The sequence below is a fragment of the Providencia sp. PROV_01 genome, assembly GCF_053098325.1.
This window is the reverse complement of sequence record NZ_JBRFKD010000002.1, coordinates 2,991,077-3,003,550: the sequence shown is the minus strand read 5'-3', so window position 1 is coordinate 3,003,550 and position 12,474 is coordinate 2,991,077. Positions and strand designations below refer to the sequence as shown.

General features: G+C 40.1%; 15 protein-coding genes and 1 other annotated feature. Of the genes, 14 read left to right on the top strand and 1 reads right to left on the bottom strand.

Annotated features, from left to right (window positions below):
• Positions 1 to 69: 69 nt before the first annotated feature.
• A complete protein-coding gene (locus tag ACU696_RS14585; RefSeq protein ID WP_109911243.1) occupies positions 70 to 723 on the top strand; it encodes a transglycosylase SLT domain-containing protein in 654 nt (217 codons plus the stop codon).
• Here ACU696_RS14585 and ACU696_RS14580 read toward each other — a convergent pair.
• Positions 717 to 1,421, bottom strand: a complete 705-nt coding sequence (locus ACU696_RS14580; RefSeq protein ID WP_004910345.1) for a MarC family NAAT transporter — start codon at positions 1,419 to 1,421, stop codon at positions 717 to 719. The genes ACU696_RS14585 and ACU696_RS14580 overlap by 7 nt on opposite strands.
• 457 nt (positions 1,422 to 1,878) lie before the next feature.
• Here ACU696_RS14580 and fos point away from each other — a divergent pair, with 457 nt between their 5' ends.
• The 13 genes from fos (at position 1,879) to ihfA (ending at position 12,425) form a co-directional block, all read left to right on the top strand.
• The gene (gene fos / locus ACU696_RS14575) at positions 1,879 to 2,292 is read left to right on the top strand and encodes a fosfomycin resistance glutathione transferase (RefSeq protein ID WP_109911244.1); all 414 of its coding nucleotides are present in this window, start codon (positions 1,879 to 1,881) and stop codon (positions 2,290 to 2,292) included.
• 103 nt (positions 2,293 to 2,395) lie between these two features.
• Entirely contained in the window at positions 2,396 to 2,794 is a 399-nt protein-coding gene (locus tag ACU696_RS14570; RefSeq protein WP_004910352.1) for a hypothetical protein, read from the top strand.
• A 102-nt stretch (positions 2,795 to 2,896) separates the two neighbouring features.
• The gene (locus ACU696_RS14565; RefSeq protein WP_004910353.1) at positions 2,897 to 3,346 is read left to right on the top strand and encodes a methyltransferase family protein; all 450 of its coding nucleotides are present in this window, start codon (positions 2,897 to 2,899) and stop codon (positions 3,344 to 3,346) included.
• A gap of 177 nt (positions 3,347 to 3,523) precedes the next feature.
• Positions 3,524 to 4,012: a hypothetical protein gene (locus tag ACU696_RS14560; RefSeq protein WP_004910356.1), complete on the top strand. Its 489-nt coding sequence runs from the start codon at positions 3,524 to 3,526 to the stop codon at positions 4,010 to 4,012.
• Positions 4,013 to 4,269: 257 nt separating this feature from the next.
• On the top strand, positions 4,270 to 6,198 hold the full coding sequence (thrS, locus tag ACU696_RS14555) for a threonine--tRNA ligase (protein ID WP_004910357.1): 1,929 nt from the start codon (positions 4,270 to 4,272) through the stop codon (positions 6,196 to 6,198).
• A 3-nt stretch (positions 6,199 to 6,201) separates the two neighbouring features.
• Positions 6,202 to 6,741 carry a translation initiation factor IF-3 gene (gene infC / locus ACU696_RS14550; RefSeq protein WP_071524538.1) on the top strand — a complete coding sequence of 180 codons (540 nt, stop codon included), beginning with the start codon at positions 6,202 to 6,204 and terminating at the stop codon, positions 6,739 to 6,741.
• A gap of 420 nt (positions 6,742 to 7,161) precedes the next feature.
• Positions 7,162 to 7,701 carry a translation initiation factor IF-3 gene (infC, locus tag ACU696_RS14545; protein ID WP_071524539.1) on the top strand — a complete coding sequence of 180 codons (540 nt, stop codon included), beginning with the start codon at positions 7,162 to 7,164 and terminating at the stop codon, positions 7,699 to 7,701.
• Positions 7,702 to 7,796: 95 nt separating this feature from the next.
• Positions 7,797 to 7,994, top strand: a complete 198-nt coding sequence (gene rpmI, locus ACU696_RS14540) for a 50S ribosomal protein L35 (protein ID WP_004263702.1) — start codon at positions 7,797 to 7,799, stop codon at positions 7,992 to 7,994.
• Between the two features lie 45 nt (positions 7,995 to 8,039).
• Entirely contained in the window at positions 8,040 to 8,396 is a 357-nt protein-coding gene (rplT, locus tag ACU696_RS14535) for a 50S ribosomal protein L20 (protein WP_004263714.1), read from the top strand.
• Positions 8,397 to 8,485: 89 nt separating this feature from the next.
• Positions 8,486 to 8,615: a sequence feature (Phe leader region), on the top strand.
• Complete coding sequence (gene pheM, locus ACU696_RS14530; protein WP_123382177.1) at positions 8,492 to 8,536, top strand: pheST operon leader peptide PheM; 45 nt, start codon at positions 8,492 to 8,494, stop codon at positions 8,534 to 8,536. Its footprint overlaps the feature before it by 45 nt.
• A gap of 123 nt (positions 8,616 to 8,738) precedes the next feature.
• Entirely contained in the window at positions 8,739 to 9,722 is a 984-nt protein-coding gene (gene pheS, locus ACU696_RS14525; protein ID WP_109911246.1) for a phenylalanine--tRNA ligase subunit alpha, read from the top strand.
• Between the two features lie 14 nt (positions 9,723 to 9,736).
• A complete protein-coding gene (gene pheT, locus ACU696_RS14520; protein WP_164528920.1) occupies positions 9,737 to 12,124 on the top strand; it encodes a phenylalanine--tRNA ligase subunit beta in 2,388 nt (795 codons plus the stop codon).
• A gap of 4 nt (positions 12,125 to 12,128) precedes the next feature.
• Positions 12,129 to 12,425 carry an integration host factor subunit alpha gene (ihfA, locus tag ACU696_RS14515; RefSeq protein WP_004263721.1) on the top strand — a complete coding sequence of 99 codons (297 nt, stop codon included), beginning with the start codon at positions 12,129 to 12,131 and terminating at the stop codon, positions 12,423 to 12,425.
• Positions 12,426 to 12,474 lie beyond the last annotated feature (49 nt).

The window sequence follows — 12,474 nt, the reverse complement described above, 5'->3', positions numbered from 1 at the left end:
GTAAAAATTATTTTATTTTTCTTAGGATTAGTTATTCTGCCATCGGCTTTCATCGCAGAGGATTCGACAGTGAAAAAAATAATTGGCGGTACTTTTGTGTTACTGCTACTTGCAGGTTGTTCAAGCGAACCAGATAGGCCTATAACAAAACAGCGAATGTTAGAGCCTACCGGGCCAATAACAGCACAAAATACGGTATTTCCAAGAACGCCTTTTGATGAATTTATTCGTGACTCTGCGGCTCGTTACAGTGTTGATGAAACTTTAATTAGAGCGATTATTGAGGTCGAATCTAACTTTAGACCTGAAGTTGTCAGTAAATCCAATGCAATAGGTTTGATGCAGATTAAAGCTTCGACAGCAGGACGTGACGCCTATCGTTACCAAGGGAAATCGGGGGAGCCGAGTTCTCGTGACCTAAAAGATCCACAAAAAAATATCGATATTGGTACAGCTTATATTCGTATTTTAAGGGAACAGCACCTTGCGGGAATAAGCCATCCTCAGACATTATATTATGCAACGGTTGTTGCTTATGTGAATGGGGCTGGAGCGTTATTAAGAACGTTTGATAATGATAAAGGTCGGGCGATAGCGATGATTAATCGCTTATCACCGGAAGAGTTTTATCAGCATGTACAAACAAAGCACCCTGCACCGCAAGCTCCACGCTATTTGTGGAAAGTCAAAAATGCTTACAATGCACTAGCGATGTCTTATTGATATTCTCTCATTAAGTGTGGGAGTTGCGCGACAATTTCAACAATGCCGTTGATAACAAACTGCACTCCCATACAGATTAATAAGAACCCCATCACCCGCGCGATAGCATCAATACCACTGTTTCCAAGCCACCTCATGATAGAAGTTGCGCCTCTTAAACCAATCCAAACGATAAGACTTGCAATAAAAAAAGTAATCACGGGGGCAACTTTTAAGACCCATGGAGCAAAACTCACATTACCTTGTAATGATGCAGTGGAGCTGATGATCATCGCAATAGTTCCCGGGCCCGCAGTACTTGGCATTGCAAGGGGAACAAAGGCAATACTCGGTGATTCTTGGCGTTTTTTGGGGACATTTGGGTCATCAAGCGCATTGGTGGTCTGGTCTTCTCCTACATCACTACTAGGGAATAGCATGCCAAAGCCAATAAATGCCACAATTAATCCTCCGGCAATTCGCAGCCCTGGGATTGATATTCCAAATGTGTTCATGACTAATTGGCCTGCATAAAAAGCGATTGTCATGATTGCAAATACATAAATAGAGGCCAACAGCGATTGATGATCACGCTGTTCTTTTGTCATATTAGCAGAGATGCTTAGCATGACCGCAATTGCAGTTAAAGGGTTGGCAAGAGGAAGTAACAGTACCAGGCCAATACCAACGGCTTGAAATAGCTCAAAAAAGTTTGTCATGGAAGTTAGATTCAAGCTCCTGATTAATGTGAATAAAACACCTTATCCCAAATGATAGCAAAATTTCTTATAGATCTGTAGGTTAGCATTTATATCTAGTAAGGTGTTTTGTGGTAGGAGTACTGCGACAGTACTGATGAGTAAAAGTCAGTATTATTAATTTGTAGATAATTGGAGTTGTTCACATTAACTGTGGATAACCGTGGCCTTGAACTGTGAGTAACTTGTTTTTTTTGTTAAATAACAATTGGATGAGTTGTTGTGGTAAAAGTATTCAATTTTTATAGGCAAAAAAAAACCTTTTTATAGGGGGATAAAAAGGTTAAGGGCATTTCGTAACAGGTTGTCATTAAGTTGATATGGAATGTAGTATATCTGCTGCAATGTTATTTACTGATAATTTATGTAAATTCATTAAAAGAATTCAATGTAACAGACAACCCAAGAGTAAAAAAATATGTTAAACGGAATCAACCATTTAACTTTAGCGGTAACTGACTTAGATAAAAGTATTAGTTTTTATCAATCACTACTTGGTATGAAGTTACATGCGAGTTGGAAAAAGGGCGCCTATATTTCCTGTGGCGATTTATGGTTATGTTTATCATTAGATACAACTCGCCAATTTTTGTCCCCAGAAAAAACGGATTATACACACTATGCCTTTAACGTTGATGCGAAAGACTTTCTTATCGTTGTTGATAGGCTAATGCAAGCGAATGTCATTGTCTGGAAAGAAAATAAAAGTGAAGGAGATTCTTTTTATTTTCTTGATCCGGATGGCCACAAATTAGAATTACATGTAGGCGGTTTATTACAACGCTTAAAGAGCTGCCAAGAAAAACCGTATGAAGAAATGAAATTTTATTAAAAAGAGTTATGGATTTCTTTACAAAGGATTTTTAGTTTTAAAAATAGCTTTACGCAGAGTTGTATATCCTATTTTCAGTTAATTTTGAGTAATAGGAAAAAGAATGAAAAAACTTATAGCGACATTAGCCGGAGCGTCTATGCTATTAGTTTTGGCAGCCGCCATGGTACTAATCGTTTTTCCTCAGCAGTGGAAGCAAAGTATTTATCCGAATATATCTCAAGTCTTACCAACTTCACTCAGTGCTATTTTACCGCAGAGTTTAGCCAGTAATGATATTTGTAATAGCTTAGAGGATAACCTGCAAAGTTTTGCTAACTATCTTAAAGTGAATCAGGATATCGTTGATGTAAAAGGAATGAATAGCTTAGATGAACAACTGGCTAATATTCAAACCAGAATTGATTCTATGCCAAGTGATGTCCGAAATTTAGTTTGCCAGCAGGAATACAGTAAATTAGAAGGTTTAAAAAGTGTGTTTTCATTAGGTTCCAGTAACTAATCTTTTTGCAGTTAATATTACCCCTCTATCTATTCTTCCGCTCAAATTTATATATTCATATATGTTATGCTAATAACATCATGTTGGCTTAAGGGTAATGTAATGAATATATTTAAATTGCCATTATTGAATTGGTTAGTGGCTAATGGCATTGCGGTTTATTTTCTTTTCAGGCAAGGTCTTTTAGACTGGACATTTTCTGGTTGGATGGGAATTTTAGGTATATTAGTTGCGCTGGAGAGTGTGAGTTGGGTCGCGACGAGTCTTTACTACTTTTATAAACATAAAACATCACCAAACCCTACGGTTAAGGCAACGCATTTAGTCACTAATGGGCCTTATCGATTTTCACGTAATCCGATGTATTTAGCTTTTACATCAATGAGCTTGGCTTTAGCTTTTTTCTCGCACTCTTCTTACTTTTTGGTTGCAGGGCTAGTATTTTGGCTGATTACTGATTTATATACGATCCCACAGGAAGAGCGTTTTTTATCTGCATCATTTAAAAATGAGTGGGAAGATTACAGTAAGCAAACGAGACGTTGGTTATAGATTAGTAGAAATGAGACGCTTTATCATTTAATCTGTTTTGTATACTACAAAATTTATACAAAATATATTAAGGATAATAATGAACTATCAGGTTGCGCCATTTTGGATATATTCGGGTAAGCTCGCGTGTTTTATAGTGATTAGCGTATTTTTTGCTTTTTTTCGGTAAGTGGTTTTATGCTTTATTTATTTACCGTTGGGATTGTTTGGGCTGTCGTAGTCTCATTTAAAATTCATGGAATGAAAGAAAAAGGAATAATCTTAAAAAATAGCGATGTTTCTGATTGGATGGTATATGTGAATGGTATTCCAGTCCAAGAAAGAAGACAAACTCTGTCCAATCCCTGTTTTGCAACGATACAGCATGCGAAGTCATTCTTTAGTATTGCCTTTATTATTCGGGCGCTAATTCAAATTATCTTTTGTGTCTATTTATTTTGGCAAATAGAGAAATTAGATAACATTTTTGTACTATTATTCGGGTTAATTGCCACGTCCTACATCGTTTATTCATTATGGCAATCAATTCAATCGGTTATCATTCTTCAACAAAATAAGATAATCAGTGAAGAGTTAATCGCACCTAGTGGATCCCGTTGGTATCGTGTGTTTTTCAAGCAAAAAGAAAAACTATTTCCTGCATTGGATAACTTATTCATCATTTAATCGGGAAGGTGTTGATTTTTCATATGAAGAAGAACAATTCACGGTATTACGCTATCACCATAAAATAGGTCTGTGTTATCATTAGCAGTTGAGTTGCTCACGATGTAACGAAATAGGGCGTTTTAAGTTTCCCATATTTGTGTACATATCTTGCATAGTGAAGTGAGAAATCGTTAGTAACGTATTGATTTATAACTTTGGAATAATCAAGCAAGTGATCTTTCGTGTGGGTCACCACTGCTGATAAGGATTTTTTAATGCCTGTTATTACTCTTCCTGATGGAAGTCAGCGTCAGTTTGACCATCCCGTTTCTGTGATGGATGTTGCTCGAGACATCGGAGCGGGTTTAGCTAAAGCCTGTATCGCGGGTCGAATTAATGGCGAACGCGTTGATGCATGTGAAATAATTGAACATGATGCAAATGTATCCATTATTACGAGCAAAGATGAAGACGGACTCGAAATTATTCGTCACTCTTGTGCTCACCTGTTAGGCCATGCAATCAAACAATTATGGCCAAACACTAAAATGGCGATTGGGCCGACTATCGACAATGGTTTTTACTATGATGTTGATTTAGACCACATGCTGACCCAGGAAGACTTGGAAAAGCTTGAAAAGCGCATGCTTGAGCTTGCCAAAACAGATTATGATGTGGTGAAAAAACGTGTTTCTTGGAGCGAAGCTCGTGAAACATTTGTGGCTCGAGGCGAAGACTATAAAGTTGAAATATTAGATCAAAATATTAGTCAAGATGACCGCCCTGGTTTATATCATCACGAAGAATATGTTGATATGTGTCGCGGTCCACACGTACCGAATATGCGTTTTTGCCACCATTTTAAACTACAAAAAGTGGCTGGTGCATACTGGCGTGGTAACAGCGATAACAAAATGCTGCAACGTATTTACGGCACCGCATGGGCTGATAAAAAACAATTGGCAGCCTATTTATTACGTTTAGAAGAAGCAGCTAAACGTGACCACCGTAAAATTGGTAAACAGTTAGATTTATACCATATGCAAGAAGAAGCGCCGGGAATGGCATTCTGGCATAATGACGGTTGGACAATTTTCCGTGAACTGGAAACCTTCGTACGCACTAAACTGAAAGCTTATAATTATCAAGAAGTGAAAGGGCCATTTATGATGGACCGCGTATTATGGGAAAAAACAGGTCACTGGGATAATTATAAAGACGCTATGTTCACGACGTCATCTGAAAACCGTGAATATTGTGTAAAACCAATGAACTGCCCAGGTCACGTACAAATTTTTAACCAAGGTTTGAAATCATACCGTGACTTACCATTGCGTATGGCAGAATTTGGCAGCTGTCACCGTAATGAGCCATCAGGTGCATTGCACGGCTTAATGCGTGTGCGTGGCTTTACTCAGGATGACGCACATATCTTCTGTACTGAAGAGCAAATCTTAAGTGAAGTCACTAGCTGTATTGAAATGATTTATGATGTTTACGCAACTTTTGGTTTCGAAAAAATTGTTGTAAAACTATCAACCCGTCCTGAAAAACGTATCGGTACTGACGAGATGTGGGACAGAGCGGAAGAAGACTTAGCCAACGCCCTGAAATCAAAAGGTATTGAGTTTGAATACCAACCAGGTGAAGGCGCATTTTATGGCCCGAAAATTGAGTTTACACTGTATGACTGCCTTGACCGTGCATGGCAATGTGGTACTGTCCAGTTAGACTTCTTCTTACCGGGTCGTTTGACAGCTTCCTATGTAGGTGAAAACAACGAACGTATCGTTCCTGTTATGATCCACCGTGCAGTGTTAGGTTCACTAGAACGCTTCATTGGTATCTTAACAGAAGAGTATGCAGGCTTTTTCCCAACATGGTTAGCACCACAACAAGTGGTTGTAATGAACATTACTGATAGCCAAGCAGACTATGTTCAAGAATTAGTAAGCAAGCTGCAAAGTGTTGGCATTCGTGCGAAAGCGGACTTACGTAACGAGAAAATCGGCTTTAAGATCCGTGAGCACACACTGCGTCGCGTCCCTTACATGTTAGTATGTGGTGATAAAGAAGTTGAATCAGGTAAAGTCGCTGTTCGTACCCGTCGTGGTAAAGACTTAGGCAGCCTTGATGTCAACGAATTCATGACAAAACTGCTTGAAGAGATCCGCAGTCGTCAACTCAATCAGATGGAGGAATAAGGTATTAAAGGCGGAAAAAAACTCCCAACAGCGCGTCCAAATCGTATTAACGATGAAATTCGCGCAACAGAAATCCGTGTCACTGGTTTAGACGGTGAGCAACTTGGTGTTATGAGTGTGCGTGAAGCCCTCTTTAAAGCAGAAGAAGCTGGTGTTGACTTAGTCGAGATCAGCCCAAATGCTGAACCACCGGTTTGTCGTATCATGGATTACGGTAAATATCTTTATGAGAAAAGCAAATCTCAGAAAGAACAAAAGAAAAAACAAAAAGTTGTTCAAGTGAAGGAAATTAAATTCCGTCCAGGAACAGACGAAGGTGACTACCAAGTTAAATTACGTAGTCTAATTCGCTTTTTGGAAGATGGTGACAAAGCTAAAGTGACACTGCGTTTTCGTGGTCGCGAAATGGCTCACCAACAGATTGGCTTGGAAGTGCTTAACCGCATCAAAACCGATCTGGATGAACTGGCATCTGTTGAATCATTCCCATCAAGGATTGAAGGACGCCAGATGATCATGGTATTGGCACCAAAGAAAAAATAATTAAGCCAGTATGGTTATAGCGAAGTAATTGCTAGAGTCTAGCAGCGCTCATTTTGGGCGCTGCTTCTCTGTTTTATCCGAGTTTTCTTTTTATTAATGATGAAAGTAATCTCATAGTAGCTAAGATACGGGTGTATTTTATGTCTTGTTATTTGCTTCATTAATGAATAAAGATAATTATGTCAAAGCAATATTTGGCCTCAATAGCCAAGTTTTCAAACAGTTCAGTGTGATTTATTGCAAGATTTACTTGAGTAATCCGGCAATAAGCATTAAAATCCGCGGTCGAATCACTTTGTCAGTGCATAGCGCATGAAGACAAACACAGAATATCGTACACACGTCAGGTATTAACTATTGAGTGACGAGTGTATTTGCTTGAGAGAAGCAAATCTCTTTATCCAATTGGAGGAATGAAGTATTAAAGGCGGAAAAAGAATCCCAACAACACGTCCAAATCGTATTAATGATGAAATTCGTGTTCCAGAGGTCCGTTTAACGGGTTTAGACGGTGAACAGTTAGGCATCATGAGCGCACGCGAAGCGCTTGAAAAAGCTGAAGAAGCAGGTGTAGACCTAGTTGAAATTAGCCCAAATGCTGAACCGCCAGTTTGTCGTATTATGGATTACGGCAAATTCCTTTATGAGAAGAGCAAATCTCAAAAAGAGCAAAAAAAGAAACAAAAAGTTGTTCAGGTGAAGGAAATTAAATTCCGCCCTGGTACAGATGAAGGTGATTATCAGGTCAAACTACGCAACCTGACTCGCTTTCTGGAAGATGGTGATAAAGCTAAAGTTACACTACGTTTCCGTGGTCGTGAAATGGCTCACCAGCAGATTGGTCTGGAAATGCTTAATCGCATCAAAGCTGATCTGGAAGAGCTGGCATCCGTAGAGTCTTTCCCTTCAAGAATTGAAGGGCGTCAGATGATCATGGTGCTAGCACCGAAGAAGAAATAATTAGGCCTGCAAGTAATATTCATTTATAGCAATATAGATGTTATTCGCCTAGTTAATTCGTAGTTAATCACAATGCGAAGTTGGAAATAAAAGAAATGCCAAAGATTAAAACTGTACGTGGCGCAGCAAAGCGCTTTAAAAAAACTGCAGGCGGTGGCTTTAAGCGTAAGCATGCAAACCTTCGTCATATCCTGACTAAAAAGTCAACTAAGCGTAAACGCCATTTACGTCCGAAAGGAATGGTATCTAAGGGCGATCTGGGTCTGGTAGTAGCTTGCCTGCCTTACGCATAAGTAAACAATTTAGTTAATTAAGATAAAAGACGATAGGAGATAGCTATGGCTCGCGCAAAACGTGGTGTAATCGCACGTGCACGTCACAAAAAAATTCTGAAGCAGGCGAAAGGTTACTATGGTGCACGTTCACGTGTTTACCGCGTAGCATTTCAAGCGGTAATCAAAGCTGGTCAATACGCTTACCGTGACCGCCGTCAACGTAAACGTCAGTTCCGTCAACTGTGGATCGCACGTATCAACGCTGCGGCTCGTCAGAATGGTCTGTCTTACAGCCGTTTCATTAATGGCTTGAAAAAAGCTTCAATTGAAATCGACCGTAAGATTTTAGCAGACATCGCAGTTTTCGATAAAGCAGCATTCACTGCTTTAGTTGAAAAAGCGAAAGGCGCTTTAGCTTAATTGTTTGCTTGAAAAGAGGAGGGTAACTTCCTCTTTTCATTTATAGCTATTTGTGTTAATACTTTAGACTCAGATAGTTATTAGGAATTTATTCTATGCATTTTGTGATTTTTCGTTTCTTTTTTTACTTTAGCACCTGAATTTCGGGGGCTTTTGCGCGTAAATAGAAAGAAGAAATGAAAAGTTACGCTAAAGCCTCCTTAGGGAGGCTTTTTTGTTTCTAGTTTTAAATTAAGTGCAGTAAAATCAGTTAAGTATTCATTCATTACCAAATAGAATGTGAAGCTTAAAATATATAGTGAATAACTAGCAAAAAGACCAAGCGGTCATAAAGGGGAAACAATGCCACATCTCGCTGAGTTGGTTGCACAGGCAAAAGCAGCCATTGAACAGGCCCAAGATGTTGCTACGTTGGAGTCAGTGCGTGTTGAATATTTAGGCAAGAGCGGCCATTTCACACTACAGATGAAAACGTTGCGTGATCTGTCTGCTGAGGAACGTCCAGCAGCAGGGGCTGTGATAAATGAAGCTAAAGTACAGGTTCAAGATGCACTGAACGCCCGTAAGGACGCGATGCAAGCTGAAATTCTTAATGCACGTCTAGTGTCAGAAAAAATTGATGTGTCATTACCAGGGCGTCGTATGGAAAATGGTGGGTTACACCCAGTCACCCGTACAATTCAGCGAATTGAAGAGTTTTTTGGCGAATTGGGTTTCTCTGTAGAAACAGGTCCAGAAATCGAAGATGACTACCATAATTTTGATGCGCTAAATATACCTGCTCACCACCCCGCGCGTGCGGACCACGATACTTTTTGGTTCGATGCAAAACGCTTACTGCGTACGCAAACATCGGGTGTGCAAATCCGTACAATGAATGGCCAACAACCACCAATTCGTATCATTGCCCCAGGTCGTGTATATCGTAATGACTACGACCAAACGCATACACCTATGTTCCATCAAACAGAAGGCCTGATTGTTGATAAAGATATCAGCTTTACCAATCTAAAAGGCACATTACATGATTTTTTGAATAACTTCTTTGAAGAAGAAGTCCAAGTACGTTTCCGCCCATCTTATTTCCCATTCACAGAACCTTCAGCAGAAGTTGACGTTATGGGTAAAAATGGTAAGTGGTTAGAAGTATTAGGTTGCGGAATGGTGCATCCAAATGTATTACGCAATGTAGGTATTGACCCAGAAGTCTATTCAGGTTTTGCATTTGGTATGGGAATGGAGCGCTTAACAATGCTGCGTTACGGTGTTTCTGACCTGCGTGCATTCTTCGAAAATGATCTTCGTTTCCTCAAACAGTTTAAATAAGGCGGGTCTATCTCATGAAATTCAGTGAACTATGGTTACGCGAATGGGTAAACCCGGCGATCAGTAGTGAAGCATTATCAGAACAAATCACGATGGCAGGTTTGGAAGTTGACGGTGTAGATGCGGTTGCTGGCCAATTTCACGGCGTTGTTGTTGGTGAGGTGGTTGAGTGTGATCAACACCCAAACGCAGACAAACTGCGTGTCACAAAAGTTAACGTGGGTGGTGAGCGTTTATTAGATATCGTCTGTGGTGCACCAAACTGCCGTCAAGGTTTGAAAGTTGCTGTTGCTACCGTGGGTGCGGTATTGCCCGGTGATTTTAAAATTAAAGCAGCAAAATTACGTGGCGAGCCTTCTGAAGGTATGCTGTGTTCTTATTCTGAGCTGGGTATTTCCGATGATCATAGCGGAATTATTGAATTGCCGCAGGATGCTACTATCGGTACCGATATTCGTGAATATCTAAAACTTGATGATAATGCGATTGAAATCAGCATTACACCTAACCGTGCAGATTGCTTAAGTATTCTTGGGGTTGCACGTGATGTCGCAGTTATTAATAAATTAGCGTTAAATGAACCAGTTATTAATGCTGTATCTGCGACAACAAAAGATACATTCCCAATTCGAGTCGAAGCGCCAAATGCGTGCCCACGTTTTTTAGGGCGAGTGATCAAAGATATTGATGTTTCAGCACCGACACCAATGTGGATGAAAGAAAAGCTACGTCGTGGTGGAGTCCGTTCTATTGACGCTGTTGTGGATATTACCAACTACGTTTTATTGGAATTGGGCCAACCTCAACACGCCTACGATCTAGACCGTTTAGACGGTGCTATTGTTGCTCGTATGGCTAAAGATGGTGAGAAACTGGTTCTTCTTGACGGTAGCGAAGCAACATTGAAATCAGACACCTTAGTAATCGCTGATGAGTCTAAAGCACTCGGGATCGCGGGTATTTTTGGTGGTGAGCACTCAGGCGTTAATAACGAAACCAAAAATATTTTATTAGAGTGTGCGTTTTTTGACCCATTATCGATTACAGGCCGCGCACGTAACTACGGTTTACATACCGATGCTTCACACCGTTTTGAACGCGGTGTTGACCCACAATTGCAGTTTAAAGCGATTGAACGTGCAACCTCACTGATTGTGGATATTTGCGGTGGTGAAGTGGGTGAAATCATTGATGTCACCAGTGAACAGCATTTACCGAAAGCAGCCAATATTAAGCTGACGCGCAATAAATTAGACCGTTTGATCGGCCACTTTATTGAAGATGAGTTAGTCACTGATATTTTGACGCGTTTAGGATGTAAAGTCACGGTTTCGGCTAACACATGGGATGTTGTTGCTCCAAGTTGGCGCTTCGATATGCAAATCGAAGAAGATTTAGTGGAAGAAGTCGCGCGTGTATATGGCTATAACAGTATTCCTGATGTGCCACTGCGTGCCGACCTGGTCATGACTAATCATAAAGAAGCTAACTTACCTTTAAAACGTATTAAAGCGATGTTAGTTGACCGTGGTTATCAAGAAGCAATTACATATAGTTTTGTTGATCCTAAAGTTCAAGCTTTACTGCACCCACAACAAGACGCATTGATTTTACCTAACCCGATTTCTGTCGATATGTCAGCGATGCGTTTATCGCTGTTGACTGGTTTATTAGGAACGGTTGTCTATAATCAGAATCGTCAACAAAATAGAATTCGTTTATTTGAGACAGGTCTGCGCTTTATTCCTGATAATCAAGCAGAATATGGAATCCGTCAGGAACCAATGCTTGCAGGGGTCATCACAGGCAATAGATTTGAAGAACATTGGTCATTAGATAAACAAGTTGTTGACTTCTTTGACTTAAAAGGTGATCTTGAAGCTGTTTTTGAATTGACTGGGAAACTAAATCAAATTACATTTAAATCTGAGGCACACCCTGCATTGCATCCAGGTCAAAGTGCTGGGATTTATCTGGAAAATGAACACATTGGCTTTATTGGTGTGGTCCACCCAGAATTAGAACGCAAACTCGATTTAAATGGTCGTACGGTGGTGTTTGAGGTTCGTAGTGATGCGATAGCACAACGTGTCATCCCTGAAGCTAAGGCGATTTCGCGCTATCCATCGAACCGCCGTGACATCGCTGTAGTCGTGCCAGAAGATGTGGCCGCTGCTGAAGTTTTAGCAGAGTGTAAAAAAGTTGGCATAAATCATATAGTTGGCATAAACTTATTTGATGTGTACTGTGGTGAAGGAATAGCAGATGGCTACAAGAGCCTTGCTATCAGTCTTGTCTTCCAAGATACCCAACGTACCATGGAAGAAGAAGAGATCACTGCTACCGTTGATCTGTGTATTGCTGCGTTAAAACAGCGATTCCAAGCCTCCTTGAGGGACTAAACCTATGGCGCTTACTAAAGCTGAAATGTCAGAAAATTTGTTTGAAAAACTGGGTGTTAGCAAACGTGATGCTAAAGACCTTGTAGAAACTTTCTTTGAAGAGGTTCGCCTTTCCTTAGAAAATGGTGAGCAAGTAAAATTATCTGGATTCGGTAACTTTGATTTACGTGATAAAAATCAACGTCCCGGACGTAACCCAAAAACTGGGGAAGATATTCCAATTACTGCACGCCGTGTTGTTACTTTCCGCCCAGGCCAAAAATTAAAAAGCCGTGTAGAAAAAGCAACACCGAAAGAGTAATTATATCGTTTGATATAGAAAAAGACCGCCTAGGCGGTCTTTTGTTTTT

Bases quoted from the DNA above. Each gene is read 5' to 3' on its own strand.
- ACU696_RS14580 (WP_004910345.1), bottom strand. From the start codon at position 1,421: ATGACAAACTTTTTTGAGCTATTTCAAGCCGTTGGTATTGGCCTGGTA.
- fos (WP_109911244.1), top strand. From the start codon at position 1,879: ATGTTAAACGGAATCAACCATTTAACTTTAGCGGTAACTGACTTAGAT.
- ACU696_RS14570 (WP_004910352.1), top strand. From the start codon at position 2,396: ATGAAAAAACTTATAGCGACATTAGCCGGAGCGTCTATGCTATTAGTT.
- ACU696_RS14565 (WP_004910353.1), top strand. From the start codon at position 2,897: ATGAATATATTTAAATTGCCATTATTGAATTGGTTAGTGGCTAATGGC.
- ACU696_RS14560 (WP_004910356.1), top strand. From the start codon at position 3,524: ATGCTTTATTTATTTACCGTTGGGATTGTTTGGGCTGTCGTAGTCTCA.
- thrS (WP_004910357.1), top strand. From the start codon at position 4,270: ATGCCTGTTATTACTCTTCCTGATGGAAGTCAGCGTCAGTTTGACCAT.
- rpmI (WP_004263702.1), top strand. From the start codon at position 7,797: ATGCCAAAGATTAAAACTGTACGTGGCGCAGCAAAGCGCTTTAAAAAA.
- rplT (WP_004263714.1), top strand. From the start codon at position 8,040: ATGGCTCGCGCAAAACGTGGTGTAATCGCACGTGCACGTCACAAAAAA.
- pheS (WP_109911246.1), top strand. From the start codon at position 8,739: ATGCCACATCTCGCTGAGTTGGTTGCACAGGCAAAAGCAGCCATTGAA.
- pheT (WP_164528920.1), top strand. From the start codon at position 9,737: ATGAAATTCAGTGAACTATGGTTACGCGAATGGGTAAACCCGGCGATC.
- ihfA (WP_004263721.1), top strand. From the start codon at position 12,129: ATGGCGCTTACTAAAGCTGAAATGTCAGAAAATTTGTTTGAAAAACTG.